The organism is Alteraurantiacibacter buctensis (assembly GCF_009827655.1).
Lineage (GTDB): Bacteria > Pseudomonadota > Alphaproteobacteria > Sphingomonadales > Sphingomonadaceae > Alteraurantiacibacter > Alteraurantiacibacter buctensis.
The window spans coordinates 198,326-223,420 of the sequence record NZ_WTYV01000003.1; the positions used below are offsets into that span (position 1 = coordinate 198,326).

25 protein-coding genes are annotated in these 25,095 nt (G+C 66.2%); 11 read left to right on the forward strand and 14 right to left on the reverse strand.

All coding sequences use genetic code 11. From position 1 onward, the window contains the following. Positions 1 to 54 precede the first annotated feature (54 nt). From GRI99_RS09785 to GRI99_RS09795, 3 genes are all read left to right on the forward strand, one after another. On the forward strand, positions 55 to 699 hold the full coding sequence (locus tag GRI99_RS09785; RefSeq protein ID WP_160771860.1) for a gluconate 2-dehydrogenase subunit 3 family protein: 645 nt from the start codon (positions 55 to 57) through the stop codon (positions 697 to 699). Next, positions 699 to 2,390 (forward strand): GMC oxidoreductase, encoded by a 1,692-nt coding sequence (locus GRI99_RS09790; protein WP_160771861.1) that lies wholly within the window; start codon positions 699 to 701, stop codon positions 2,388 to 2,390. The genes GRI99_RS09785 and GRI99_RS09790 overlap by 1 nt, the downstream gene beginning before the upstream one ends. 211 nt (positions 2,391 to 2,601) lie before the next feature. After that, on the forward strand, positions 2,602 to 3,621 hold the full coding sequence (locus GRI99_RS09795; RefSeq protein WP_160771862.1) for a Rieske 2Fe-2S domain-containing protein: 1,020 nt from the start codon (positions 2,602 to 2,604) through the stop codon (positions 3,619 to 3,621). Here GRI99_RS09795 and GRI99_RS09800 read toward each other — a convergent pair. The 4 genes from GRI99_RS09800 to GRI99_RS09815 are packed head-to-tail and all read right to left on the reverse strand — an operon-like array spanning position 3,618 to position 7,031. Beyond that, entirely contained in the window at positions 3,618 to 4,454 is an 837-nt protein-coding gene (locus GRI99_RS09800; protein WP_160771863.1) for a 3-keto-disaccharide hydrolase, read from the reverse strand. The genes GRI99_RS09795 and GRI99_RS09800 overlap by 4 nt on opposite strands. 11 nt (positions 4,455 to 4,465) lie before the next feature. Continuing rightward, the gene (locus tag GRI99_RS09805) at positions 4,466 to 4,906 is read right to left on the reverse strand and encodes a nuclear transport factor 2 family protein (RefSeq protein ID WP_160771864.1); all 441 of its coding nucleotides are present in this window, start codon (positions 4,904 to 4,906) and stop codon (positions 4,466 to 4,468) included. Continuing rightward, entirely contained in the window at positions 4,906 to 5,811 is a 906-nt protein-coding gene (locus GRI99_RS09810; RefSeq protein ID WP_160771865.1) for an alpha/beta hydrolase, read from the reverse strand. Before GRI99_RS09810 ends, GRI99_RS09805 begins: the two co-directional genes overlap by 1 nt. Further along, positions 5,808 to 7,031 carry an MFS transporter gene (locus GRI99_RS09815; protein ID WP_160771866.1) on the reverse strand — a complete coding sequence of 408 codons (1,224 nt, stop codon included), beginning with the start codon at positions 7,029 to 7,031 and terminating at the stop codon, positions 5,808 to 5,810. Before GRI99_RS09815 ends, GRI99_RS09810 begins: the two co-directional genes overlap by 4 nt. 164 nt (positions 7,032 to 7,195) lie before the next feature. On the opposite strand from GRI99_RS09815, the gene GRI99_RS09820 reads away from it, so the two are divergent. Beyond that, positions 7,196 to 8,632 carry an MFS transporter gene (locus GRI99_RS09820; protein ID WP_160771867.1) on the forward strand — a complete coding sequence of 479 codons (1,437 nt, stop codon included), beginning with the start codon at positions 7,196 to 7,198 and terminating at the stop codon, positions 8,630 to 8,632. Here GRI99_RS09820 and GRI99_RS09825 read toward each other — a convergent pair. The 5 genes from GRI99_RS09825 to GRI99_RS09845 all read right to left on the reverse strand — a co-directional run bounded on the left by GRI99_RS09825 (position 8,629) and on the right by GRI99_RS09845 (position 13,551). Continuing rightward, the gene (locus GRI99_RS09825; RefSeq protein ID WP_160771868.1) at positions 8,629 to 9,396 is read right to left on the reverse strand and encodes a siderophore-interacting protein; all 768 of its coding nucleotides are present in this window, start codon (positions 9,394 to 9,396) and stop codon (positions 8,629 to 8,631) included. The genes GRI99_RS09820 and GRI99_RS09825 overlap by 4 nt on opposite strands. 53 nt (positions 9,397 to 9,449) lie before the next feature. Then, on the reverse strand, positions 9,450 to 10,610 hold the full coding sequence (locus tag GRI99_RS09830) for an alpha/beta hydrolase (RefSeq protein ID WP_160771869.1): 1,161 nt from the start codon (positions 10,608 to 10,610) through the stop codon (positions 9,450 to 9,452). Between the two features lie 159 nt (positions 10,611 to 10,769). Continuing rightward, on the reverse strand, positions 10,770 to 12,074 hold the full coding sequence (locus GRI99_RS09835) for an MFS transporter (protein WP_160771870.1): 1,305 nt from the start codon (positions 12,072 to 12,074) through the stop codon (positions 10,770 to 10,772). 41 nt (positions 12,075 to 12,115) lie between these two features. Next, entirely contained in the window at positions 12,116 to 12,610 is a 495-nt protein-coding gene (locus GRI99_RS09840; protein WP_337192896.1) for a cupin domain-containing protein, read from the reverse strand. Beyond that, a complete protein-coding gene (locus GRI99_RS09845; RefSeq protein ID WP_160771871.1) occupies positions 12,607 to 13,551 on the reverse strand; it encodes a fumarylacetoacetate hydrolase family protein in 945 nt (314 codons plus the stop codon). The genes GRI99_RS09840 and GRI99_RS09845 overlap by 4 nt, the downstream gene beginning before the upstream one ends. 169 nt (positions 13,552 to 13,720) lie before the next feature. On the opposite strand from GRI99_RS09845, the gene hisD reads away from it, so the two are divergent. Genes hisD through GRI99_RS09875 form a run of 6 tightly spaced genes read left to right on the forward strand, consistent with a single transcriptional unit; the run spans position 13,721 to position 19,065 of the window. Continuing rightward, the gene (hisD, locus tag GRI99_RS09850; RefSeq protein WP_160771872.1) at positions 13,721 to 15,052 is read left to right on the forward strand and encodes a histidinol dehydrogenase; all 1,332 of its coding nucleotides are present in this window, start codon (positions 13,721 to 13,723) and stop codon (positions 15,050 to 15,052) included. Then, on the forward strand, positions 15,049 to 15,804 hold the full coding sequence (locus GRI99_RS09855) for an SDR family oxidoreductase (RefSeq protein ID WP_160771873.1): 756 nt from the start codon (positions 15,049 to 15,051) through the stop codon (positions 15,802 to 15,804). The genes hisD and GRI99_RS09855 overlap by 4 nt, the downstream gene beginning before the upstream one ends. Positions 15,805 to 15,815: 11 nt before the next feature. Further along, positions 15,816 to 16,616, forward strand: a complete 801-nt coding sequence (locus tag GRI99_RS09860) for a cyclase family protein (RefSeq protein ID WP_160771874.1) — start codon at positions 15,816 to 15,818, stop codon at positions 16,614 to 16,616. A 45-nt stretch (positions 16,617 to 16,661) separates the two neighbouring features. Beyond that, positions 16,662 to 17,315, forward strand: coding sequence for a TetR/AcrR family transcriptional regulator C-terminal domain-containing protein (locus GRI99_RS09865; RefSeq protein WP_160771875.1), 654 nt, complete (start codon positions 16,662 to 16,664; stop codon positions 17,313 to 17,315). Positions 17,316 to 17,353: 38 nt separating this feature from the next. After that, positions 17,354 to 18,379 (forward strand): Rieske 2Fe-2S domain-containing protein, encoded by a 1,026-nt coding sequence (locus GRI99_RS09870; RefSeq protein WP_160771876.1) that lies wholly within the window; start codon positions 17,354 to 17,356, stop codon positions 18,377 to 18,379. Positions 18,380 to 18,420: 41 nt separating this feature from the next. After that, positions 18,421 to 19,065, forward strand: coding sequence for an O-methyltransferase (locus tag GRI99_RS09875; RefSeq protein ID WP_160771877.1), 645 nt, complete (start codon positions 18,421 to 18,423; stop codon positions 19,063 to 19,065). On the opposite strand, the gene GRI99_RS09880 is transcribed toward GRI99_RS09875, so the two are convergent. The 4 genes from GRI99_RS09880 to GRI99_RS09895 form a co-directional block, all read right to left on the reverse strand. Further along, positions 19,062 to 20,108 (reverse strand): nucleoside hydrolase, encoded by a 1,047-nt coding sequence (locus tag GRI99_RS09880; RefSeq protein WP_160771878.1) that lies wholly within the window; start codon positions 20,106 to 20,108, stop codon positions 19,062 to 19,064. The genes GRI99_RS09875 and GRI99_RS09880 overlap by 4 nt on opposite strands. Before the next feature lie 173 nt (positions 20,109 to 20,281). Continuing rightward, entirely contained in the window at positions 20,282 to 21,406 is a 1,125-nt protein-coding gene (locus GRI99_RS09885) for an FAD-dependent oxidoreductase (protein WP_160771879.1), read from the reverse strand. 12 nt (positions 21,407 to 21,418) lie between these two features. Then, on the reverse strand, positions 21,419 to 22,432 hold the full coding sequence (locus tag GRI99_RS09890) for a VOC family protein (protein ID WP_160771880.1): 1,014 nt from the start codon (positions 22,430 to 22,432) through the stop codon (positions 21,419 to 21,421). Positions 22,433 to 22,551: 119 nt separating this feature from the next. Then, positions 22,552 to 23,568, reverse strand: coding sequence for a Rieske 2Fe-2S domain-containing protein (locus GRI99_RS09895; protein WP_337192902.1), 1,017 nt, complete (start codon positions 23,566 to 23,568; stop codon positions 22,552 to 22,554). A gap of 110 nt (positions 23,569 to 23,678) precedes the next feature. Between GRI99_RS09895 and GRI99_RS09900 the strand changes: the two genes are divergently transcribed. Beyond that, positions 23,679 to 24,086: a winged helix-turn-helix transcriptional regulator gene (locus GRI99_RS09900; protein WP_160771882.1), complete on the forward strand. Its 408-nt coding sequence runs from the start codon at positions 23,679 to 23,681 to the stop codon at positions 24,084 to 24,086. A gap of 9 nt (positions 24,087 to 24,095) precedes the next feature. On the opposite strand, the gene GRI99_RS09905 is transcribed toward GRI99_RS09900, so the two are convergent. Beyond that, a complete protein-coding gene (locus tag GRI99_RS09905; RefSeq protein ID WP_160771883.1) occupies positions 24,096 to 25,088 on the reverse strand; it encodes a LysR family transcriptional regulator in 993 nt (330 codons plus the stop codon). Positions 25,089 to 25,095 lie beyond the last annotated feature (7 nt).

Here is a 25,095-nt window from a genome sequence, read left to right on the forward strand (position 1 = left end):
AATGAGCATTCTGATACGTCTCGCGCCAACAGTCAAACAAATGAGACAGGATCAATGGCCACCGGAACAGGTGCAGGCTGGAACCGCCGCGAATTCGTCGGCGCGGCGGGGCTCTTGGCAATCGCGCTGGGTCTTCCCGGCTGCGTATCGGCATCGGCTGGTGCCGCCGATCTGGCCGCTGCGCTACCCCCTGAAGAGGCTCCCAATGATCGGCAACTGGCCATGCTGCGCGAGGTATCGCAGATCGTCATTCCGGCCACTGACACCCCCGGCGCAGGGGATGCGGAAGTGGGCGCCTTCGTGGCTATGGCGCTGGCCCACGGCATGGAAGCCTCGCGCGCGCCGCTGCCGCCTGCCGCGCAGACCTTTGCCTCCACCCGGTTCCTGCGGGCCGACGGGTCCTTGCGCTATGTCGACTGGCTGGATGATGTGCTGGGCGCCGGCTTCCTTGAGGAAGCGCCCCCTGCGCGGCTGGAGAAGGTCCGCGCGCTGGATGCAGCCGCCTATGCGCAGAATGCCGGCGCGCACCCATGGCGCAAGGTCAAGGCGCTGATCCTGCTGGGCTATTACACGTCCGAAATCGGCGGCTCGCAGGAACTGCAATACGCCCCGCTGCCGGGCCGTTTCGATCCTGCCGTGCCGGTGCAGCCGGGCGAGCGGGCCTATTCCAACGAGTGGACCGGGGTGGAGTTCGGCTGATGGCTGAAAATTACGATTTTGACGCCATAGTGGTCGGTTCGGGCATCACCGGCGGCTGGTCGGCCAAGCAACTGACACAGGCCGGCCTGAAGGTGCTGATGGTGGAGCGCGGGCGCGAGATCATTCACGGACGCGACTATGCCACCGAGATGAAGGCCCCGTGGGACATGCCGTTCCGGGGCAAAGGCGATCCGGAGGTTTTCGCCAGCGAACATGCGGTGCAGCGCCTGAACCGCCATTTCACCGAGTTCACGCAGAACCATTTCGTCAGCGATCGCGAGAATCCCTACCAGACAGGCGAGAATACCGCGTTCAACTGGTTTCGCAGCTACCAGCTCGGCGGTCGCTCGCTCACCTGGGGGCGGCAGTCCTATCGCTGGTCGGACTACGATTTCGATGCCAACCGGCGCGACGGGCACGGCACCGACTGGCCGATCCGCTATGCCGATCTTGCGCCTTGGTATGACCTGGTGGAGGAATTCATCGGCGTATCGGGCTCGATGGAGGGCGTGCCGTCCTTGCCCGATGGCAAGTTCCAGCCGCCGATGGCACTTAACGCGGTGGAACAGGCCCTGCGTGAACGGATCGGCGAGCGCTGGCCCGAACGCCGCCTGATGATCGGCCGCACTGCCAACCTGACGCAGGCCAAACCCGGTCGCGCACCGTGCCAGAACCGGGCGATCTGCCCGCGCGGCTGTTCGTTCGGGGCCTATTTCTCCACCCAGTCCAGCACGCTGCCCGCCGCGCGGGCCACCGGCAACCTGACCGTGGTGACCGATGCCGTGGTGGAGAAGCTGGACTATGATCCAGCCACCCGCCGCGTCACCGGTGTGCGCTGGGTGGGCCGCAATGGCGCAGCCAGCGGCAGCGCCACGGCGCGCATGGTGTTCCTGAATGCGGGCAGCTTCAATTCGGTCCAGGTGCTGCTGAACTCTGCCAGCGAGGCCAATCCGCACGGCCTGGCAAACACCAGCGGTGTGCTGGGCACGCACATCATGGACCACCCCACCACGCTGTCTGCCGCCGCGCTGGTTCCGGGGTTCGAGGGGATCACCACTTTCGGCAACCGCCCCACGGGCGCGGTGATCGCCCGCTATCGCAATACGGACCAGATGGACGGCGTGGGCCATACCCGCGGCTTCTCCTACCAGGGCGGGGCGCTGCAATCGGCCTGGGTGCGCGGCATGCGTGAGCCCGGTGTGGGCGAGGATTTCAAGGCGAACCTGCGCGGCCCCGGCCCCTGGCGGGTGGTGCTGGTGGCTTTTGCCGATTGCATGCCGCGGGCCAGCAACCGCCTGACGCTGGACCGCACGAGGGTGGACGCCAACGGCATCCCGCAACTGAAGATCGACTTTGCCTATGGTGCGGAGGAGCACGCCGCGCTGGCCCAGGCCAAGGCCGATGCGGCCGAGATGCTGACCCACGCGGGCGGGCAGGTAATCATGGGCTTTGACCGGCCCGGCGCGGGCGGCTCGGCCATTCACGAGATGGGCGGCGCGCGCATGGGCCACGATCCGGCCACCAGCGTGCTCAACAAGTGGAGCCAGGCGCACGATATCCCCAACCTGTTCGTCACCGACGGGGCGCAGATGAGCAGTTCGGCCTGCCAGAACCCCTCGCTGACCTACATGGCGCTGACTGCGCGGGCGGCGGATCACGCCGTGCAGTTATTGCGCGAAGGGGCCATCTAGGTACTCATTGAAATATCCATTCTAGTTATCTAGGATGGCGTCATGCCTGGTGGCGGGAGCAAACGGCCCGCCTGGGATGGTTTGCCCCTTCAGCCGGGCGGCCAGCTGCGGGCCCCATGTCGTGAAGACGGTTCCGCCTTGCGGGACGGGGTTGCCGCAACGCTTCGCACTCCCTCCCCCTGTCCGCGAGCCGCGCAAGAGGAGAGCGCAAATGCCCGCATACGTCCGCAACCTTTGGTACATGGCCGCGTGGGAGCATGAGGTGCCCGATGGCGGGATGCTCAGCCGCAAGCTGCTCGACCAGGCGTGGCTGGTCCACCGGCTGGAAAGCGGTGCCTATGCCATGCTGGAGGACCGCTGCCCGCACCGCTTCGTGCCGCTATCGATGGGCAGGAAGCAGGGCGATGTGGTCCATTGTCGCTATCACGGCCTGGGCTTCGGGCCGGACGGGGCCTGTGTCCACACGCCGTTTCCCGCAAGCCCGCCCGGCCACGTGAAGGCCGCGACCATGCCGGTGGTCGCCCGCTATCGCGCGCTGTGGTTCTGGCCGGGCGATCCGGCGCTGGCAGACCCGAGCCTGATCCCTGACTTCGCCTTCCTCGACAGCTACAGGCCGATGACCCGCGGCCACCTGGTGATGCAGGGCAATTACGAACTGGTGACCGACAACCTGATGGACCTGACCCATGCCGAGTTTCTCCACGTGGAGACCTTCGGGGTGAACGGCTCGCTGTTCGAAAGCGGCGCGCAGACCGTGCAACAGGAAGCTGACGGGGCGATCTGGAACAAGTGGACCATGACCGATGCCCGTGCGCCGGCTTGGGCCAAACCAGTGCTGGGCGAGGGCGCAAGGGTGGACCAGAAGCTGCACATGCGCTGGCACGCCCCTGCTTCGATGGCGCTGCTGGTGGAGATCGGCAAGGCTGGCACGGCTTATGGCGTGCACCTGCTGCCGCCGATGCTGAACCCGCACATCATCACGCCCGAGACGCAAGGGTCATCGCACTATTTCTATGATCACGAGCCGACCGAGCAGGCCCGCGACATGGCCATGCAGGTCTTCGTGGAGGAGGACGAGCCGATGATCGAGGCGGCGCAGGCAGCGCTGGGTGAAACCGACTTCTGGGATGCACGGCCCGCCATCCTGAAGACCGATGCCGCCGCCATCCGCTGCCGCCGTGCGCTGATGCAGCTGCGCCGGCGCGAGGCGGGCGAGGCCGAAGCCCCCTAGTCCGATCCCTGGCGGCGGATGGAGGCTATCGCCGCCTCGTCCAGCTCGCGGATCATCACCTGGCGGAAGGCCACGCTCGCCCATTCGAACTCCAGGGCGATGCGCCCGCTGGTCAGCGACGTGGTGCCATCGGACCGGCGCAGCTTGAACAGCGTGTTGACGATACGGCCATTGACCAACTGCGCGGCCTGGTCCCCGAAGCACACCAGATCGAGCGTATTCCACTCGCCGGCACGCTCGAAATCGCTGAGGCGCGGCAGCCACCGGCGGGCATAGCCCCCGTTGACGGTTGGCTCAATCGGTACGTCGGAAAAGGCGGGGATCCAGTTCGGCCACAGCGGCGTGCCGCCCAGTGATGGGCCTTGCACGCCCAGGGCATCGATCAGGATGGCATCGCCGCAGTTGCCCTCCTGCATCTGGAACTCGATACCTTCGGGAAACAGCAGGCCGGACCGCTGAGGGCCCATGTGGTAGAGTACACCGCTGTTGCGCGCCTGCCAGCCGCGCGGGGCCCAGCGCCGCTCGCCCCAGCGGTATTGCAGCCGCAGGTGATAGTTGCCGTGGTCCGCCATGGTGGCGATGAAGCCGGGCGGGGCGGTATCGTGGGCATAGCCATCGCCAAGGAAATGCAGCTCCTCATTGCGGATAGAGACGACGCCCATCGTATCCGAATCGCCCACGCCGTCCTGCCAGAAGCTCCAGCCGTCGAGCGAACGACCGTCCCACAGCGGGCGCCAGCCCGTGCCCTGCGCCGAGGCGCGGGTCCAGCCGGGGAGGGCCATCGCGGCACCGCCAGCCGCAAGCAAACTCAGGGCGCGGCGGCGGTGGAGCATGGCCTGTTTCCTCAGAACATCGGATGCGCGTTGGCGCTGGTCTCGGGCACCGGCTGGATTGCGTCCCAGTGTTCCACGATCTTGCCGTCCTCCAGCCGATACATGTCGAACACCGATGCGCCGCGTTCGCCGGGAGCAGGGATGGCGTGGACATGGATCACCGCCATGTCGCCATCCACCAGGATCTGCTTGATGCGGAACTCGCGGCCGGCTTCGGCAAACATGCCCGCCAGTGCCGCTACTGCGGCCTCGCGCCCATCGGCCACGCCGGGATTGTGCTGGATGTAATCCTCGGCAACGTAGGTTTCGAAGGCCGCAGGCACGTCGCGCTCGGTGTAGAACAGCCGGGCGAAGTCGGTCACGACGGCGCGATTGGCCGCGTCCGTATCGGCTGGCGGTTCGGCCGAACAAGCGCCGACCAGCAGGGCCAGCGGCAAAAGCGCTCGGCGCATCACGGCCGAGCGTCCAGCACGCCGATCACGCCCATCCAGCGGTACAGCGTTTCGATCCAGTCCTCGCTCGCCTTGCCCTCCGTGCCAAAGGCCAGGCCAAAGCCGTGGCCGCCGTTGGCCAGCAGGTGGAACTCGATTGGGGCACCGGCGGCGCGATAGTCACGCAGCAGCGGCATGTCCGGATGCATGGCCAGCAGGAAGTCGTCCGCCGCTATCGCCACGAACATCGGCGGGGCATTGGCCGGAACCTGCATCGGCGCCATGCTGGGATAGATCGGGGCGACGAAGTTGGGCGCATCGGCGCCGCCATGCTCCACCACGCTCCGGCTGAGGAAGCCGCCGGCAGAAAAGCCCATGAAGCCCACGCGCTGCGGGTCGATCCCGTATTCGGTGGCATGCTCGCGCACGTGGCGGATCGCGGCCAGGCCATCGGCCAGCGCTGCGGGCGGCGTATCGGCGGGCGGCGCAAAGCTGGCCGTGCCGCCATTACGCATGGCATCATTCTCGCGCCGGAACTGGTCGTTGTCGGCCGGGGTGGGGATCACGCGATACTTGAGGACGAAGGCGGCAATGCCGTGGTTCGCCAGCCAGCGGGCCACCTGCCAGCCTTCGTGATCGATTGCCAGGCCCAGGAACGCCCCGCCGGGTGCCACGATCACCGCTGCGCCGGTGGAAGGGCCGGCGGGCAGCACCGGCGTCAGCGTGGGCACGGTCACGTTGCGCACGCCGATCAGGCCGTTTTGCACCATCCACTGTTCGCGGTCGGGAGTGCCGGCGGGAACGGTGGGCAAGACGATGGCTCCGGTCTGCCGCGGGGCGGCGATCTCGGTATAGCTGAAGCTTTCCTGTGCGGCGGCGGGAGCAGCCGAGAGCAGGGCAAGGGCGACGAGCGCGGGGCGGATCATGCGGCGGCACCCTCACCGGCCCGCGTGCTGCGCAGCAGCAGGGCCACCAGCACGCCGCCCACCATGGCCGCGATGCCGGCGATCAGGAACACGCTCTGCGTGGTGCCTTCCGGCCCGCGGATCAGGCCCAGGACCAGAGGGCTGGCGAACTGGCCGAAGAAGAATGTGGAAGTCCACACCCCCATGCCCCGTCCGCGATGTTCGCGGGGCATCTGGTTCTGCGCCCAGGCGATCAGCACCGGAATAGCCATCCCCGCGCCGGTCTGTTGCAGCACCATGCCGGCCACCATGCCCTGCCAGCCGGTGGTCAGGCCCATCAGCGCCAGGCCGGAGCCCAGGAAGCCGAGCATGATGGCAATCTGCCAGTGCGATGCCATGCCTTTCCTGCCCAGCACCCAGAAAATAACCGCACCGGCCAGCACAAACAGGCTGGGCAGGGCAGTGATCTGGCCGATGCTGGCGGGATCGGTCACGCCCAGTTCCTGCCAAACCAGCGAACCGTTCACGATGAACACGTAGTAGATCAGCGAGGTGAACAGCGTTACCACGCCGATGCCCACGATCTTGGCCCAGGGGAAGCCGCTGGCGGCCACGCTCGCTTCGTCCATGCCCAGGTTGCGGCGCACGGTGGCATCGCTCTCGGGCTCGTACATCCACTTCAGCATGGCAAAGAAGATCGGGATGGCGACCAGGTAGAGCAGGAAAATGCCGTTCCACTTCCAAGCCACCAGCGAACCGGCAAAGAAGATCATCACCGAAGACAGCCCTGGGCCGACGATGCCCTGCAAGGTCAGCCAGCGGCGGCGGCCGTTCTCGTCCCAATAGTCGGCGATCAGGGTGTTGATCGTGGTCAGGATGGCGGCCTCGCACACGCCCAGCGCCAGGCGCGAGGCATAGATCTGGTCGAGGTCTTCCAGGAAAAACGGGATCGCACCGACGATGCCATAGAAGAAGGTGGAGACCAGCAGCAGCTTGCGCCGACCGTACTTGTCCACCAGCACCCCGGCGAACAGCGCAATGATCGAAATCGCCAGGCCCGGGGCGGTCACCATCGAGGGGACCTTGGTGGCGGCGCTGGGATCGGTCGGCATGAAATGGCCGATGATCGCCCCTACCGCCGGAAACATCGAGACGATGGCCAGGATTGGCAGGAACGCCGTGAGAATGACGGTTATCCCTTGCGGAAGACCCGCCGTGCGCTGTCCCGATGGTGCCTGCATGATCCCTCTCCCCGGACGCACTGGCGGCGTCCTTGTCCGGCCACGCCCGAAAGGGCGCTGTTGAATGTGCGATTGACGCTAGGGCATTTCGCAGCATAATAGAAGCACCATTTTAATTATCGCCGCGAACGTGTTCCGGGCGAGCTTCCTGGAAGGATATTTGCGTGGCTGATCAACCGGTTGGATCGGCGGCTAACCTGCCCGCAATCAGCGAGCGGCAGCGCACGCTGGCCTTCATTACGGTGCTGACCGGCCTGGTACTGGAAGTAGCCGATTCGACCATCGTCAACACCGCGCTGCCCGCAATCCGGGACGCGCTGCACGCAAGCCCGCAGGAAATGCAGTGGATCGTTGCCGGCTACCTGCTGGCATTGGGATCGCTGCTGCTGCTGGGCGGCAAGCTGGGTGATGCCTTCGGCCATGCGCGGGTGTTCCTGTGGGGCGTGGGCGGCTTCATCGCGGCATCGGCCCTGTGCGGCCTGGCGCAGGATCCGCTGCACCTGGTGCTGGCCCGCGTGGTGCAGGGTGCGGCGGCAGCGATCATGGCCCCGCAGTCGATGGCCGTGGTGCAACTGCTCTATTCGCCGCTGGAGCGGGTCAAGCGGCTGGCCTATTTCGGGCTGACGCTGGGCCTTGCCGCCATCATCGGCCCGATCATCGGCGGAATGCTGATTGCCCTGGACCTGTTCGGGCTGGGCTGGCGCACGATCTTCCTGATCAACCTGCCGATCGGGCTGGGGGTGATCCTGCTGGGGCGCAAGGTGTTGCCTCGTGCGGAGGATCTGGCACCGCCCCAGATTGACCCGCTGGGCGCGGTGGTATTCACCGCCAGCTTCGGAGCCATGCTCTACCCGCTGATCGAGGCGGCGGAGAAGGGCTGGTCGTTGCCCTTCGCGGCGCTGGCCGTGGCGGGCGTGGGCCTGCTGGTGTTCGGCTGGATACGTGCCAGGCAGCGCCGCACGCACGGCCTTGCATCGGTGGTTGAGCCGTCGCTGTTCGCCATTCCCACTTTCCGCTGGGCAACCTGGGCCGGCTTCGGTTTTGCCGCCGCCTCCACCGGCTTCCTGCTGGTGTTCGCCATATCGCTGCAACAGGGGCTGGGGTTGAGCGCGCTGGATACCGCGCTGGTGCACATCCCCTTCGGCGCGGGTGTGATGGCGGGCGTGGGCTTCATGGTGCCCCGCTTGCTGCCGCGCTTCGGCAAGGCCGTGCCGGTGACGGGCGGACTGGTGATGATCGCGGGCACCTCTGGCTCCCTGGCCCTGATCGCCGCGGCCCAGCCGGCCAATGCGCCGTTGCTGGCCATGCTGGCTCTGGCGGGCATTGGCATGGGCCTGCTGCAGGGACCGCTGGGACCCATCGTGGTCGCGCAGGTCCCGCGCGAGCATGCAGGCACGGCCAGTGCCACGTTCCGCACGGCGCAGCAGATCGGCGGGGCAGGCGGGATCGCGCTGGTGGGCGCGGCCTATTTCAGCGTGGCGGGCACCGATGCCGCATCCAGCCTGGCGGGCGCGCCGCCGGCTGCACTGGTGGTGGCCCTGCTGCTGGCGGGGGCAGTGCTTGCGGTGACGCGGCTGCCGCGGACGCTGTTCGCGCGCTAGTCCGCCTGCGCCTCGGCATCGGCTCGCTTGGCCAGCTTGTGGGCATCCTCGGTAAGGCCCGATTTCCAGTAGGACGAGATGTAGAGGCGATCCGGCCCCAGGCCGCACTCGTCGCGCAGATAGGCGCGCAAGGCCTGCATGGCGGAAAACTCGCAGGCCACCCAGGCATAGGTTTCTTCCAGCGGCAGCGCGGCGGCGCGCGCCTCCTCGGCCAGCTTGTCCGGGCGTGAGCCGGGCTGCTCGGTCACCAGCCAGACCACGTCCACGCCTTTGGGGCGGGCAAGATCCTGGCAATCGTCGGGGCTGGCTACCTCGATAACCGCCATGCCGCAGGCGTTGTCCGGCAGGGCGGCGAGGTTGACGGCGATGGCGGGCAGTGCGGTCAGGTCCCCAGCGACGAAATAAAAGCCGAAGCCGGCGGGCAACGGCTTGGCAGGGCCAGGGCCGCCCACCTCGATCGTGGCGCCCGGTTCCACCCCCAGCGCCCATTCGGTCGCCGGGCCTGCATGGCCGGTGGCGGTATCGCCGTGGAGCGCGAAGTCGAGATCTATCTCACCGTCACGTTGGTTGCGGATGGTGTAGGTGCGCACCGCCTTCTTGCCCTCAACCTGCGGCAGTTGCAGCTTGACGTAGCCGCCCTGCTGTCCGGCGGGGAAACCCTCCAGCCCCGACCCGCCCAGTGTCACCCGCAGCATGTTGGGGGTGACGGCGGACTTGCCGATAACGGTGAGCGTGCGGGGCGGGGGTCTGTGCGGGGGTGCCATAAGATATATCTAAACAATATCTTTAAGCTTGGCAACCCCCTTACCCCGTCATGTCAGGCCTTGGTCCAGGTCCCCAGCGTTTCGGCGAACCAGTCGGCCATGTAATCGATGGCGAACGAGTGGTTGTCGGCCCCGACGTGCTCCACGCCGCCTTCGCGTTCCGTGAACCATTTCAGTTCCCTGCGCGGCGAATTGACCAGCTGGTCGTAAGCCTGCTGGGCATAGTCCGGGCTGATCTGCCGGTCATTCACGCCGTGGGTAACCAGGAACGGCACCTTGATCCGGTCCATGTGGCCGTTGAGGTTCATGTCCTTCGACTTCTCCAGGAAGTCGTCCATGTTTTCGGCGCCGAATACCCAGAACACGTGGCCCCAGTAGTGCGGCACGGGGTTCTCGCCCTCGCGCTTCATGCGCTTGAACTGCACCTCATGCCAGTTGTGGTTGGCCCCCCAGGCCGCGCCGCTCTTGAAGCGAGGTTCATAGGCGACGGCGCGCGGGGCGAAGTGGCCGCCCAGCGAGATGCCAGTCATGCCGAGGCGCTCCTTGTCCACGTCGGGCCGGGTTTCGAGATAGTCGACCCAGGCGCTGGCCCACTGTTCGGAATAGGGGGTGGCGGGCAGGCCCTGCAGGCGCAGCGCTTCGCCCGTACCCGGCTGGTCCACGCACAGGGTGTGCACGCCGCGCTTGGCCATGGCGTGCGGGAAGCCGCCCATCCACAGCATTTCCTTCATGGAATCGAGGCCGTTGCAATAGACCACGCAGGGCGCGGGGCCATCCACCGGGGCCTTGTGGAACAGGCCTGTGATCTCCTTGCCCTGATAGGGAATGGTCACCTTTTCAACCGGTTCATTGGTCAGCTTCATGCCGCGCATGAAGTTGTTGATACCGTTGAGGTAGGTCGCCATGCGATCGGGCGAGCCATGCGGCTGCATCCGTTCCCCGGTCTGGTAGTAGATCGCGCTGCGCTTGAACTTGTTTCCGGCTGAAAACTCGCGGCCCAGCGCCAGGTCTTCCTCGCCCAGGGCCACCAGCTTGTCGGCCATCTTGACCCATTCGATCATGAACTCGCGCGTGCCGGCATCCTCGCCGGCCTCGGCCGCCGCCATCAGCGGCTTGATGATGTCGACGATCTCGCCGATCTTGCCGCCGTTCTCCATCGCGATGGAGACGCTGAGGTTCCAGACATAGTTGGGGAAAGGTTCGAATAGGGCCACGGCTTGTCTCCTCAGGGCGCGCCGGGAGGGAAGCCGACAGGCGGCAGGGCGCGCGATGATCTTCCCCTAGCCAGCGGGCTGGCAATAACGAAAGCCGGATTTCGGGATGCGAGCTATCGACCTGATGGATTTGAACAGGGCCCGGCGCGCAGTGCCGTCTTAGGTCGCTGCCATCCGCGCAGCCAGGGCCTTGCGCGCCTGCCAGGTCAGCGCCAGGGTAGCCACCATCGACAGGGCGGCGACCAGCTGCATAGCCCGGCCCAGGTGCTCCTCGCCAAGCACATATTCGCTCAGCGCTCCGACCAGCGCGGGACCGATGGCAAAGCCCAGCACGTTGATCGCAAAGATGAACAGGGCTCCCACGCGAGCGCGCAAGGCGGGCGGGGCGATCGTCTGGGCGACGGTGTTGTGCGCGGCATTGAGGCTGGACGTGCACAGGGCCAGCAGGAAGAGCAGCGGATAGAATCTGGCCGTATCGGGCGCGGCAAAAGCCAGCCAGCCCAGCGGGATGGCCAGTGCGACCGGCACCAGCGCAGCGCGCAGCGGCGCGTCCTGCACCCCGCGAGCGGCCAGCCAGTCGATGGCGGTGGCAAGCGTTCCCTGGCCCGCAAATGCCGCGGCCAGCAGGATCAGCCCCAGCGCACTGCCTGCCTCTGCCGGGGAAGCTCCCAGCACACGCTGGAGATATTCCGGCACCCACGCGGTGATGACCCCGGTGGCAATAGCCGAACAGCCTGCCGCCAGCAGGAACAGCGTCAGGTGCGCGCGGTTGCCACGCACAAACGGCAGCAACTGGCCCTCGGCCCCGCTGGCCACGGCAGGCGCGGGCGGCGGGGAATGCAGCAGCGGCACCAGCAGCAGCGCCAGCAGGCCGGGCAGGCCGATCAGGATGAAGGCCACCCGCCAAGGGGCCAGCTCGCCCAGCAAGGGCCAGCCCTCAAAAGCGCCGGCCGACCCCGCCGCCAGGATCGCCCCCGCTGCGGCTACGCCCACTGCCGGGCCAACCTGGAAGCCGATGCCCTGCAGCGCCATCGGTTTGGCCATCGCATGGCGCGGGAAGCTGCAACCGATGATGCCCTGCGAGCATGGGCCGATCGCCGCCTCGCCCGATCCCGCCAGCATCCGGCAGATGAAGAGGGCAATGAGGCCCGTGGCAAAGCCGCACAGCACCGTCGCCAGCGACCACACGGCCAGGCATACACCCAGAACCTTCGCCCGGCTGAACCGGTCCGCCGCCGCGCCGATGGGGATCAGGAACAGGACGTAGAACAGCGTGAAGGCCAGGCCCACCAGCAGGCTGGCCTGGAAATCGCCGATGCCGAACTCCGCCTTGATTGGCCCGATCAGCATGGCAATCGCCATTCGGTCAGCCAGGGCGATGGCAGTGATCAGGAAGATGACCACGGCAGAAAGCCACGCGCGGCTGCGCGGCGGATAGGTTGCCGCCTCGGTTGCGCTGGCCATCTGCGTTCTCTCCCGTCTTGCTTGTCTGGCGCTGCCTAGCCCTAAGGTTTGAGTTCCGCCAGCGGCTGGCCGTTGTGCAGATAGGCCGGGGCCTCGATCAGGATGAACGCCATGCGGCACACCTTGTCGGTGGTGTTGCGCCACAGGTGGTTGGTGCCGCGCTGAACGATCACGCCGTGCCTGCCCACGGTTCTCTTGTGGCCATCCTCCAGCTCCAGCTCGATCTCGCCTTCCAGCACGATGCCGTAATCGATCGAGTTGGTGCGATGCATCGGGCTTTCACGGCCTGGCAGGATGTCGACGATGCGGAACACGCTGCCGCCATTCAGCGTCAGCCCGGCATCGCGATGGCGGCCATCGGTCTCGTCGTTGTTGTCGGCGGGAACCGTGGGCGTGGTCCACAGCAGGAGGAACTCGGCATCGCCGCCGGGCACCAGCTTCGGCGCCTCCACGTCCTCGCTCTTGAACCGGGCGCGTCCGTTGTCATCGTGGCCGGTCACCACCCGCTGGATGGGCGGCAAGAGTTCGCCGCTCACCGGCTGACAACCTTCTGGTCAATGGCGCCAAACGGCTTGCGGCCATCGGCAGTGACCGCTTCCATCCGCACGCTGTCGCCAAAGCGCATGAACTCCGTCTTCGGTGCGCCTTCGTCCACGATCTCGATGCCCCGCCGCTCGGCGATGCAGCTTGAGCCCACTTCGCGGAAGTTCTCATTGGAAACGGTGCCGCTGCCGATCACGGTGCCTGCCACCAGGTCGCGCGTACGGGCAGCGTGCGCCACCAGGGCATCGAAGCCGTAACCCATTGCCTGCCCGTGGGCATTGCCGAACTGCGCGCCGTTCCAGTGGACGGTAAGGTTCATGTTGGGCTGGCAATCCACCCAGGCGTCGCCCAGTTCGTCAGGCGTCACCGCGAAAGGCGCCATCGAACACGGCGGCTTGGCCTGGATCCAGCCGAACCCGGTCTTCATCTCCGGCGCGGCCAGGGTGCGCAGCGACCAGTCGTTGATCTGCACCACCAGCTTGATGTGGCCTGCTGCATCGGCGGCGCTGGTGCCCATGGGAACCATGTCGGTGATGATGCCGAACTCGCCCTCGAAATCGATGCCCAGCGCCTCGTCTGCCATCACCACGTCTTCATTGGGTGCGTAGAACTTGCTGGAGACGCCCTGGTACATCAGCGGGAAGGGCACGGGCGGCTTTTCCACGCCGATCACCTTGTCCATCAAGGCTCCGTGGCTGGCATAGACCGAGCCATCGAGCCACTGCCATGCGCGCGGCAGCGGGGCCAGCAGGCGGGCCTGGGCCAGCGGCTGGTCGAACGTGGTGACGGCACGCAGGGCCGCTTCTGCCGTGGCCCACTGCTCCAGCGCGGCCTGCATGGTCGGCACGGGCGCTTCCGCGTAGCTGGTGCCATCGGTTGATATCACCACCAGGCGGCCATCGGGGGTGCCATTGTCAATCGTTGCCAAGCGCATGGTGCAGAACTCTCCCTGAATCTATCTCGTGTGCCTGACTATGCGGGGAGGCAGGCGCCAGCAACGGCATTGGGTCGATAGCTAGTCATCCATCCTATCCATTGGTCAGCGAGGCGGGGCGGCTGCATTCAGCGGCGCGATCACTGTCACAGCATTCGGGAGTTTCATCATGGCCATCTGGCTGAAGCGCGGCGCTAACGCACAGGCGAAGGCCGATGCCGACCGCAAGGTGCGCGAGATCGTGGAGGCCGCACTGGCCGATATCGAGGCGCGCGGCGATGCGGCGGTGCGCGACATGAGCATCCGCTTCGATCAGTGGGACCGCGAGGACTATCGCCTGAGCCAGGCCGAGATCGACGCGGCGGTGGACAGCCTGACCCCGCAGGAACGCAAGGACATCGAGTTCGCGCAGGCGCAGGTCAGGAACTTCGCCCAGATCCAGCGTGACAGCATGAAGGACGTGGAGGTGGAGACCCTGCCCGGCGTGGTGCTGGGGCACAAGAACGTGCCCGTCAGTGCAGCCGGTTGCTACGTTCCCGGCGGCAAGTATCCGCTGCTGGCCAGCGCCCACATGAGCGTGATCACGGCCAAGGTGGCGGGCGTGAAGCGCGTTATCACCTGCGCCCCGCCGTTCCATGGCAAGGCCGCGCGGCACATCGTGGCGGCACAGGCGATGGCCGGGGCCGATGCGATCTATGCCCTGGGCGGCATCCAGGCCGTGGGCGCCATGGCTATCGGCACCCAGAGCATCGACCCGGTCGACATGCTGGTGGGCCCCGGCAATGCCTTCGTGGCCGAAGCCAAACGCCAGTTGTTCGGCCGCGTGGGGATCGACCTGTTCGCCGGCCCGACCGAGACCCTGATCATCGCCGACGAGATCGGCTGCGACCCAGAATTAGCCGCCACCGATATCCTTGGCCAGGTGGAACACGGGCCAGACAGCCCCGGCGTGCTGCTGACCAATTCCGAGAAGTTCGCCCGCGCCACCATGGCCAAGATAGAGCGGCTGCTGCAGATCCTGCCCACCGCCGACCATGCCCGCAAGGCGTGGGAGACCTTCGGCGAGGTGATCGTGGCCGACAGCTACGAGGAGATGGTCAGCATCGCCGACGAGATTGCCAGCGAGCACGTGCAGGTGATGACCGGGGATCCCGATTACTTTCTCAACCACATGACCAACTATGGCGCGCTGTTCCTCGGCAACCGCACCAATGTGTCCTATGGTGACAAGGTGATCGGCACCAACCACACCCTGCCCACGAAGAAGGCGGCGCGCTATACTGGCGGGCTGTGGGTGGGCAAGTTCATCAAGACCTGCACCTACCAGAAAGTGCTGACAGACGAGGCCAGCACACTGATCGGCGAGTATTGCAGCCGCCTGTGCGCGCTGGAAGGTTTTGCCGGGCACGGCGAGCAGGCCAATGTGCGTGTGCGCCGGTTCGGCGGGCGCAATGTGCCCTACGCCGGTCAGGCAGAGCCGAGCGAGCTGACCAGAGCGTGACGCTTCCCCAAACTCCCTCCTTCCGCCTCGACGGCAAGCGCGCGCTGGTCACCGGCGCGGGGCGGGGGATCGGGCTGGCGGCGGCCGCCGCGCTGGCGGAAGCGGGCGCGCAAGTGACGCTGGTAGCGCGCTCGTCTGGCGAGATCGGGGAGGCGGCCCAAGCGATCGGCAGGGGTGCCACCGCCGAAACACTCGACGTGTCTGACCTTGCCGCCGTGCAAGCCTTCTTCGCCGAACGCCCGGCGTTCCACATCCTCGTCAATAATGCCGGAACCAACCGGCCCAAGCCGCTGTGGGAGGTGTCCGAGGACGACTATGACGCGGTGCTCGATCTCAACCTCAAGAGCGCCTTCTTCGTGGCGCAGGCATGCGTGAAGCGAATGCTGGCCGAGGGCGCGCGGGGCAGCTTGATCCACATGGGCAGCCAGATGGGCCATGTCGGCGGCCCCAACCGCAGTCTCTACTGCGCTAGCAAGTGGGCGCTGGAAGGCATGAACAAGGCGATGGCGCTGGACCTGGCCCCCCACGGCATCCGCTCCAACACCGTGTGCCCCACCTTCATCGAAACCCCGCTGACCAAGCCCTACTTCGAGGACACAGCGTTCAAGGACAGCGTGCTCGGCAAGATCAAGCTCGGCCGCATCGGCCAGGTGCAGGACCTGATGGGCGCGGTGGTGTTCCTGGCCAGTGACGCGTCTGCCCTGATGACCGGCACACACATGATTATCGATGGCGGCTGGACCGCCGACTAAGGAGAGAGACAATGCCCCGCCGCTATATCGACCTGTCGATGACGCTGGAAAACGACGTGATTTCCGATCCGCCGTTCCTGGCCCCCAAGATCGACTATGAAGTTCACGCCGATACCCGGCACGAGCTGGAACAGTTCTTCCCCGGTGCCGACATTGACGGGATCATCGGCGGTGAGCCGTTTGCCGCCGCCGAATGGGTCAAGCTGACCACCCACAGCGGCACCCACGTGGATGCGCCTTGGCACTATCACCCCACGCAGGATGCCAAGCTGGCAGGCGGCAGCCGCCCGGCGATGACGATCGACCAGATGCCGCTGGAATGGTTCTTCAACCCCGGCGTGAAGCTGGACTTCACCGCCAAGGAAGACGGCTACCTGATCACCGCGAAGGATATCGAGGAAGAGCTCGACCGGATCGGCCACGATCTCCAGCCGCTCGATATCGTCGTCGTCAACACCAGCGCTGGCATGGCGCTGAAGAACCGCGACCCGAAATATGTCAGCCGCGGCGCGGGCGTGGGCTATGAAGGCACCATGTACCTGCTGGAACGCGGCGTGCGCGTGACCGGGATCGACGCGTGGTCATGGGATGCGCCCTTCATCCACACCAAGAAGCGGGTGGAGGAAACCGGCAATTCCAAGCTCATCTGGGAAGGCCACCGTGCCGGTGTGGACATCGGCTATTGCCACATCGAGAAGATGCACAACCTTGAAGCGATCCCCGCTACCGGATTCATGATTTCGTGCTTCCCGCACAAGATCAAGGGTGCCAGCGCCGGCTGGACCCGCGCCGTGGCGATCTTCGAGGACTGAGGCCGGGCCCTTGCCGCAAGGCGCGCGCGCGGGCACACGGGGCGGGTGACATCCGCCCCGCAAGCCCCTGCGCCCGACGGCAAGCAGCGCGCCGCGCAGGCCCGCTGCGATGCCATGGTGCGCCACGCCCGCGCGCAGATCATGGCCGTGGGCGTGGACCGCTTCAGCGTGAACGAGGTGCTGCGGGCCAGCGGCGGATCCAAGGCCACGCTGGCCAAGTATTTCGGTGACCGCAGTGGCCTGATTGCCGCCGCCATCGGAGCAGAGGCGCAGGCTGCGGTAGCGGATCTGGCGCTGGACGAAGTGGCCGGGTTGCCGCTGGGCGAGGCGCTGGAGCGGGTGCTGGCCGGCATCCTGCGATTCTACCTGCTGCCCGGTTCACTGGCGCTCTATCGCGCGGTTGTCAGTGCGGCCGATCCGGTGGGCTCGGCCGGCTTTTACCGTCAGGGGCACCAGTCGCTCGTAGCGGCTCTGGCGGCGCTGCTGGAGGCGCGCAAGGGGGCCGAGGTTCGCTCCGCTGTCGATAGCAGCGCGGTGGCCGATCAGATGCTGCACGCCATCCGCGCCGGGTTATACGAACAGGCTCTGATCGGGTTGGGCGAAAGTGCCGTCAGCGCGCAGGATGCCGCCCTCCGGGCGCGTGCCACCGTCGCCCTGTTCTTGCCCTCTATCAGCATTGACGGGCTTCCCGCGCGATAATATGTACCAACGGTACACATAAGATCGGGAGAGTCCCTATGCCGTTCCTCCGCAACGCCTGGTACATGGCCGGCTGGGCGCACGAAGTTGGCCAGCAGGGACTGGTTCGCGAAATCTGCGGTGAGAAACTGTTCATCTATCGCCTGGGTGATGGTTCGCTGAACGCACTGCACGACCGCTGCCCGCACCGCTTCGCGCCCCTCTCGCTTGGCACGCGCGACGGCGACCTGGTGGTTTGCCCCTATCACGGCCTGGCTTTCGGGCCTGATGGGGCCTGCAAGCGCAACCCGTTCGCAGAGAAGATCCCCGCCGGCGCGCAGGTGCCCGCTTTCATCGTTCACGAGCGGGATAGCATCGTGTGGCTGTGGCGGGGCGATCGGGAGGCGGCCGATCCGGCGCAAATCCCCGCGTTCCATTTCGTGCCTGACGCGCCCGGCTGGCGGACGCTGACCGGCTATACGCTGATGCAGGCAAACTACGAGTACGGGACAGACAACCTGATGGACCTGTCGCACATCGAATTCGTCCACAAGGGCAGCTTTGCCGGTCAGGGTGTGATCTTTGCCGGCCAGCACACGGTGGAACAGGACGGCGATACCTTGCACTCCAAATGGTGGATGCCGGACATTCCCCCGCCGTCTGTGGCGCAGGGTGTCTTTCCGCCGGAGATGAAGGTTGATCACTGGCTGGACATGCGCTGGAACGCGCCCGCCTCCATGCGCCTCCATGTTGGCGTGTGCCCGCATGGGACCCCGCGCGATGCAGGATTCGAGGTGCCGCAGGCGCACATTCTGACGCCGGCTAACGAGCACCAGACGCACTATTTCTGGTCCACCAGTCGCCCGGCGCAGGGGCCCGAGCCGGAACTGGACGAGATGCTGCTGGGCCTGTTCCGCCAGGCTTTCGACGAGGAGGACAAGCCGCTGATTGAAGCTGCCTATGGCAACGTGAAAGGTGATTTCTGGGCCGAGAAGCCACTCTCGCTTGGTATCGACCAGGGCGGCACCCGGGCCCGCCGGGTACTGGAAAAACTCCTGCGGGAAGAGCAGGGTGGCGCCAGCTAGCAACGGCCGATTCACCGGCCGGTAAGGGGGAGAGCCAGCCGATGATCTTTGCCGATGTGCGCGTGCAGCAGGTGTTCGACGAATACGAGGCTCGCGCTGCCGACGATGCCCGGCGGATGATCGACCTTGGCAGCGAGGGCTTCGCCCGTCGGGACGAGTTCCTGTTGCCCGTAGGCCGGGAAGCAGCCGCCGTGCTCCACGCGCTGATCCTTGCCCGTCGCCCGCGTCGCATCCTGGAACTGGGCACCAGCTATGGCTATTCCACGCAGGTCCTGGCCGATGCCGCCCGCGCGGTTGGCGGGCAACTCGTCACGATGGAACTGGCCGACTACAAGCAGGCCTATGCCCGCGAACGGCTGGAACGCGCCGGCCTGCTGCCCCATGTTGACCTGCGCTGCGGTGATGCCGTGGCCATGATCGGTGAGGACCCGGGCGAGTGGGATTTTGTCCTGCTCGATATCTGGAAGGACCTTTACCTCCCGTGCTTCGAGGCGCTCTATCCGCATCTGTCCGAGGAGGCGGTCATCTGTTCCGACAACATGATCGATCCCGCCGCTGCGCGCCCCAGCGTGCGCCTCTACCGCGAGGCGATCCGCAGCAAGGCTGACCTGCAGACCGTCCTGCTGCCCGTGGGTCAGGGCATCGAACTGACCGTGAAGTGGAGCGCAGGGAATGTCAGGCTCTAGGGCACCAGCGCCCTCAGCCGCCGGTCCTCGGCCCGGAACTTCGCAGTCATGTCGGCAAAGGTCAGGCGGTTGTCGCTGCGGGTATAGACGCGCATCGGCCGCCCCTGCGGGTTGGGCGTATAGCTGCCATCCGCGTTCAGATGCGGTGTTGGGCGCAGGTCATGGAAGCTGGATGCCGGATCGGCGTTGAAGAAGCTGTGCAGCGCGCTCAGCGTGACCAGCGGGCTGTCACCCATCACGTAGGTTTCAGTACGCGGGAATACAGCATCGGGGCGGATGCGGCGAAGGGCCTGTTCGATCCCGGCGATCTTGTCCGCCAGATAGCGCCCCAGCGGCCCGCTTTCTCCCATTTCCGCCAGTTCGGCATAACTGAATAACAGTTGCCGGTAGACATCGCGCGGCACCTGCCAGATTTCGATGTCACTCTCGTTGAACACCACCTGCGCGGCAATCACGTCCAGCCCCAGGTTGAACTCCACCGGGTCGGGATCGGGCGGGGGCAGGGCCAGGCCGGGATGCTCGTTGCCGCCGATCCAGATCAGCCGCAAGCGCGGGCCGATGCGTGGCTCCGCCAGCCAGGCCAGCGCCAGTTCGGTCAGGCTGGCGCCGGCGCAATAGACCAGCGGGCCGGCGGCATCTTCGCGCATCGCCTCGGCCACGATGGCGGCGGTGGCGGGACTGGGTTGCCAGTCGTCGCGCGCGGCAATCTTCGTTTCCGCACCCGCGACCACCGGCACATTGCCTTCTCGCCGCATTACCCGCAGCAGGGCATTGGCCTCGTTCGCGGCGTCGGTGGCGCTGGTGGCGCTGCCCCAGCCGCCTCCGCCGGGCAGGTGCGAGCCGACGATCAGCGGGATGTCGACCGCTGGCGACAGCAGGTGGTGCGCCAGTTGCACCAGGCCATCGGGGTCGCCTGACCAGTCGTTGTCGCAGATCACCCGTGCCAGCGGCGGTGCATCGGCAGCCAGTGCGGGGCGGGCGAGGATGGCGAGGGCCAACGCCAGGGTGGAGCCGGCAAACTGGCGGCGCGACAGAACGGTCATCGTGGGGCCTCTCCCGAAACGTGAGCGGGCGAGGGTATGGCGGCGCGCCACGCACCACAAACCCGTTCTCCGGAATCGCGCTATCGAGCGGACAGAAGGGAAGGCGCTGCCGCCGTGCCAGCCTGCGTTGGGAGAGAGGAGTACAGACAGGGCAGGCGGCAGCGCCCAGGGTGTTACACCGGTTCGGCCAGCGCCTGGCGCACCCGTTCGGTCACTTCCACGGGATTGCCGGCCTGTTCGGGATGCATTTCCCATTCGCCCAGCATGATGGAACTGGTGCCGACCAGTTTCGCACGTTCGAAGCGGCGGGCCATGAATGCCTTCAGCGCCATGTCGACCGGTTGGCTCTTGCCCAGCTCTTCGGCCAGCACCACGGCATCTTCCACCGCCATCGCCGCGCCCTGGCCCAAGTGCGGGGTGGCGGAATGGGCGGCATCGCCGATCAGCACCACGCGGCTCTGGTACCAGGGATCGGGCATGATGCAGGCTTCCAGCGGGCGATAGACCACCAGGTTCGGGTCGGTCACGTGTTTCGCCGCTTCGCCCATGATGCCGCCGTAGCCGGCCAGCCGCTTCTTCATTTCATCGGCCAGCGTTTCGGTGGGGAAGCGGGGTTTACCCGGCTCCTCGATCACGGCGAAGATGTACATCTCGGTTGGGGTGAGCGGGCAATAGCCGGACTTGCCGTTGAAACCGTTGTCCACCCCGAGGTAGATGTCGGACCATTCCAGCCCGGCGGGCTTGGGCACGTTGTAGCGCCACACCGCCTGGCCGGTATATTGCGGCGCGGCTTCCGGCCACAGCACCTTGCGCACGGCGGAATAGTTGCCATCGCAGCCGATCAGCAGGTCATAGGAGCCGCTGGTCCCGTCGCTGAAAGTCACGTCCACCCCGTCGCCCGTATCGGTGAAGCTTTCGAAGGTGACGCCCAGCTTCACCGGGATGCCAAGTTCCTTGACGCGGGTGGTCAGCACCTGGTGGAGGGCCGGGCGGGTCAGGCCCAGGTCGCCCGGCAGGCCGTCCACCTGGCTTTCCGCCGGAATCTGCGCGATCAGATCGCCCGCCGGTGTCATGAAACGCACCCCGTTGTAGGGATATCCGGCGGCCACGGCTTCCTTGCCGATGCCGAGCTGGTCCAGCGCTCGCACGAAGTTGGACTGGACGATGATGCCCACGTGATAGACGCTCCAGTTGGCGTCCTTCTCCACCACCTCGACAGCAATGCCCTGGCGGTGCAGGCCGATTGCCACGGCCAGACCGGCAACGCCGCCGCCGATTACGCATACCTTCTTTGTCATGGCATTTTCTCCTCACTCGGCCGCCTGGGCGAAATTGAAATCCACCGGGATGAAGTGCGTCTCGTCCTCGCGGGCATAGCGCACGTCCCAGCTGGGTTCTTCCATCAGCCACTTGGGCAGGTTGTGCATGTAGATCAGCGTGCCGAAGTTCCCTTCCCACACGCGCGGCCGCCAGCCATCGTCCACGCAATCGCAGTCGGCGCCGTACTCCGCTTCGCCGCCTGCCGGGCAGGGGACATAGAGGAAGGCCGCGCTGGTCAGCCGGTGGCGGCCGAAGCCCCAGTCATTGAACTGCCAGCCGCGCCGGTCGAGGTGGTTCTTGGCCACCAGCATCTCGTCGATGTCCTCCACCTCGAAGTTGGCATGGTGGAACTTTAACGACCCGTCGAAGCCGGGCATGGGCGCCTTGGCATTGGCGATGAACACGTTGTGGTGTTCCCAGGCACCATCGGCGCGGATGTAGACCCCGAAGCCGCGCTGGATGTCGGTCAGCCGGAAGCCCAGCCGGTCACGGTAATAGTCCAGCGCCTCGTCCACGTCCGGGAAGGTCCAGACCACGTGGTGGATGCGCTTGGGCACGCCCTTGTTGATCCACTTGCGCGGCTGGTTGAGGCGGCCGATGCGGCCCACGGTGTTGCTGGGGCTGGGCGCACCCTGCACCATGCGGGGCTGCCAGACTTCGAGCGCGATTGCCTGCCCGAAGGGGGTGACGAAGCGGACAACGCCAGCTTCATCCCGGGTGATCCGGTGATCGGTTCCCAGCCCCTTGCACAGGCGCGCCAGGGCCTGTTCGCTGTCGACCGCCCAGGTGCATTCGTGCACACCGATGCCGGTCTGCTGCGTGCCGATGGGCAGGTCTGCATGGCCGCGCGGCAGCAGCCGCACCTCGCTGCCATCGGGCAGCTCGTACAGGGCGGTATCGCCCACCCGTTCCACCAGCGGCAGGCCGAAATCGCAGAAGAAACGGACGCATTCGTCCATATCGTCCACCAGATAGGTCAGCCGCCTGATACCCGTAATTGCCATGCTGTGGGCTCCCTCGCCATCGATGGGCGAGGAATGAGGCAGAAGCGGAATGCGATTGTTGATCCGGCGCAAGTTTGCCGCATTGATTGAATGCGGGGCCAGCTATCCACCGGATCGAATTAGCCGCCAGCCTCCGCCGCCAGCAACCGGTCGAGCGTGCGGCGGGCTAGCACTGCGCCCTTGTCGGACGGCAGCATGGCCGGGCGCAGCGCCCAGAAGTCGCGCCCGGCGATGCGAGCGGTCTGGGCTTCCAGCATCGGCTTGTCTTCCCCGGCAAAGGCCTTGCCAAGGATTTCGGCGATGATGGGCGTCAGCGCCGGATTGGCGATCATCTCGTCGCTGGTGCTGCAATAGAAGTAGTGCGTGCGCCCCGCGCACTCGGGCGTCATCACATGGGCGCTGGTGGCATCGTGGCCGCCAATTTCCAGCGCACCCGGTTGGGCCACTCGGAGTTGCAGCAGCATGGTTCCCGGCGCATACCAGTGTACGCGGTTGCGGAAATCGCCCCGGCCATCCGCTGTATCCACCTGCTTCACCATAAGTGGGGGTAACTCGTCATCCCGCGCAGTCCAGGTGATGGTCACGCGGTCTCCGTCCTGCACCACATCGGCCCGCGCGCGGCTGTTGATGCCGCCGCCCAGCGTATCGGCGTGCAGGTAGTCCGCGTGGGTCAGGTCCATGATGTTGTCGACCATCAGGCGATAGTCGGCAGCACTGGGGAGATAGCCCATGGCCCGCGACTGCGGCGGGGTTTCGTCGATGAACGACAGGTCCGGCACCAGCGCCGGATCGGCCGGCTGTTCGCCCAGCCACAGCCACAGCGCCGCATGCCGTTCCACCACGGCATAAGCGGGCACTGCCAGGGCTGCGGTGATGGCGCCGTGCGGATTGTGGACGCACCTGCCATCGACCGCAAAGCGCAGGCCGTGATAGGGGCAGGTCACCTGGCCATCGGCCCACGCGCCCATCGACAGGGGGGCGAAGCGGTGGGGGCAGCTATCTTGCAGGGCCGCCAGCTGGCCCGCATCGTCGCGCAGCAGCAGCACGTGCTCACCCGCAATCTGCCGACCCAGCTTGGCACCCGGGGCCAACTCGTCCGCCCAAGCGGCCAGGTACCAGCAATTTTTCAGGAACACTTCGGCCAATTCAGTTCTCCTCCCGCATCGGGTAGAGAATAGGCAGCAAGGTGCGGCGAGCGGAAGAAGGCACATTCTTGTGCCCTGGCAGGCCCGCTGGAGGCGAGCAGATGGAAGACACGGTTGCCCGCTTGCGCGCGCAAATGGCCACCGCCGAATATGGCCGGGACGATCCGATCCGCACCACCATGGCGCTGATTGGCGATAGTTGGACGCCACTGATCCTGCTGGTGTTGGAGAGTGGCGAATGGCGCCATGCAGACCTGCGCCGTGCGCTGGACCAGCTATCGGGCGAGCGGCCGATCAGCCAGCGGATGTTGACGCTGAAGCTGCGCGCGCTGGAGCGGGAAGGCTATGTCACCCGCCACGCCACGCCGGACGTGCCGCCCAGGGTCAGCTACGCGCTCAGCCCGCCGGGTCGCGAACTGCAGCGGCTTGTGCGCACCAAGGTGCAATGGATCGCCGACCGGCGCGGAGCGATTGCCGCTGCCCGCGCGCAATATGATGCCACGCGTTGAGCTGGCTGGTCAGGCCGGGTGGCTCGCCTCCCGGTTGGCCTCGAACTCCACCAGGATGCGGCCGTGGTCATCGTATTCCTTCTGTCCTACCTTGCCCAGTTGCTCCTGTGTAAAGATGCGAAGTTCGCCCAGCACCCACTGGATGGCGTGATCGTTCTTCGACGTGATGTGCCATTGCACCGCCTCGCGGATCGGCGGGATGTCGAACGGCACGGGGCAGGTGGACAGTGGCAGGTATTGCACGAGGCGGTCGGCCAGCTTGCGGTGCATGGTGGCGATGCGCCGCGTGCCGATCAGATAGCCGGGCACCGACATGAAGGACGGGGCCACCACCGCCACGTGGCGGGTCTGCTTCTGCTTGCGCAGGAACCAGTCCTCGAACGCGGGCACCCGGCTGCGGCCGAAGCGCGTGGTCACATGGTCCATTGTGAAATATTGCTTGCTGTCGATGCCCGCTTTCACCGCCTCGTTGTTGGCATCGCCGACGATGATATAGCCATCGTCGAACAGCACCTCGCTGGGGTGGTCGGATGAGAGCGAGAAGTCGACCGACACGATCAGGTCAATCATCCCGCGTTCCAGCGAATCGATCGGCTTGCTGCCCATGCCCTGGATTTCAAAGCGCATGTACGGGGCCTTGTTAGCCAGGCCATTGATCACGTCGGTCAGCAGCACCTCGCAAGTGTAGTCCGAGGCCATGATGCGGATCTGCCGGTCACAGGTGGCGGGATCGAACTCCGGCGCCACGGCAATGGTGGTGCGGATCTGTTCCAGCACCGCGTGCACCGGTTCAATCAGTTCCTCAGCGCGCGGGGTCAGGATCATCTGCCTGCCCTTCAGCACCAGCAGGTCATCCTCGAAATAGTCGCGCAGGCGGCCCAGTGCGCTGGACGTGGCGCTCTGCGACAGGCACAGCCTGTCAGCCGCCAGCGATACGCTGCGCTCCTCCAGCAGCACATCCAGCGCTACCAGCAGGTTCAGGTCCAGTCGCTGGAACCGCACGATTTTC

Bases quoted from the DNA above. Each gene is read 5' to 3' on its own strand.
- GRI99_RS09805 (WP_160771864.1), bottom strand. From the start codon at position 4,906: ATGCGCCGAGCGCTTTTGCCGCTGGCCCTGCTGGTCGGCGCTTGTTCG.
- GRI99_RS09795 (WP_160771862.1), top strand. From the start codon at position 2,602: ATGCCCGCATACGTCCGCAACCTTTGGTACATGGCCGCGTGGGAGCAT.
- GRI99_RS09800 (WP_160771863.1), bottom strand. From the start codon at position 4,454: ATGCTCCACCGCCGCCGCGCCCTGAGTTTGCTTGCGGCTGGCGGTGCC.
- GRI99_RS09870 (WP_160771876.1), top strand. From the start codon at position 17,354: ATGCCGTTCCTCCGCAACGCCTGGTACATGGCCGGCTGGGCGCACGAA.
- GRI99_RS09900 (WP_160771882.1), top strand. From the start codon at position 23,679: ATGGAAGACACGGTTGCCCGCTTGCGCGCGCAAATGGCCACCGCCGAA.
- GRI99_RS09880 (WP_160771878.1), bottom strand. From the start codon at position 20,108: ATGACCGTTCTGTCGCGCCGCCAGTTTGCCGGCTCCACCCTGGCGTTG.
- GRI99_RS09885 (WP_160771879.1), bottom strand. From the start codon at position 21,406: ATGACAAAGAAGGTATGCGTAATCGGCGGCGGCGTTGCCGGTCTGGCC.
- GRI99_RS09825 (WP_160771868.1), bottom strand. From the start codon at position 9,396: ATGGCACCCCCGCACAGACCCCCGCCCCGCACGCTCACCGTTATCGGC.
- hisD (WP_160771872.1), top strand. From the start codon at position 13,721: ATGGCCATCTGGCTGAAGCGCGGCGCTAACGCACAGGCGAAGGCCGAT.
- GRI99_RS09845 (WP_160771871.1), bottom strand. From the start codon at position 13,551: ATGCGCTTGGCAACGATTGACAATGGCACCCCCGATGGCCGCCTGGTG.
- GRI99_RS09875 (WP_160771877.1), top strand. From the start codon at position 18,421: ATGATCTTTGCCGATGTGCGCGTGCAGCAGGTGTTCGACGAATACGAG.
- GRI99_RS09815 (WP_160771866.1), bottom strand. From the start codon at position 7,031: ATGCAGGCACCATCGGGACAGCGCACGGCGGGTCTTCCGCAAGGGATA.
- GRI99_RS09890 (WP_160771880.1), bottom strand. From the start codon at position 22,432: ATGGCAATTACGGGTATCAGGCGGCTGACCTATCTGGTGGACGATATG.
- GRI99_RS09835 (WP_160771870.1), bottom strand. From the start codon at position 12,074: ATGGCCAGCGCAACCGAGGCGGCAACCTATCCGCCGCGCAGCCGCGCG.
- GRI99_RS09810 (WP_160771865.1), bottom strand. From the start codon at position 5,811: ATGATCCGCCCCGCGCTCGTCGCCCTTGCCCTGCTCTCGGCTGCTCCC.
- GRI99_RS09790 (WP_160771861.1), top strand. From the start codon at position 699: ATGGCTGAAAATTACGATTTTGACGCCATAGTGGTCGGTTCGGGCATC.
- GRI99_RS09785 (WP_160771860.1), top strand. From the start codon at position 55: ATGGCCACCGGAACAGGTGCAGGCTGGAACCGCCGCGAATTCGTCGGC.
- GRI99_RS09860 (WP_160771874.1), top strand. From the start codon at position 15,816: ATGCCCCGCCGCTATATCGACCTGTCGATGACGCTGGAAAACGACGTG.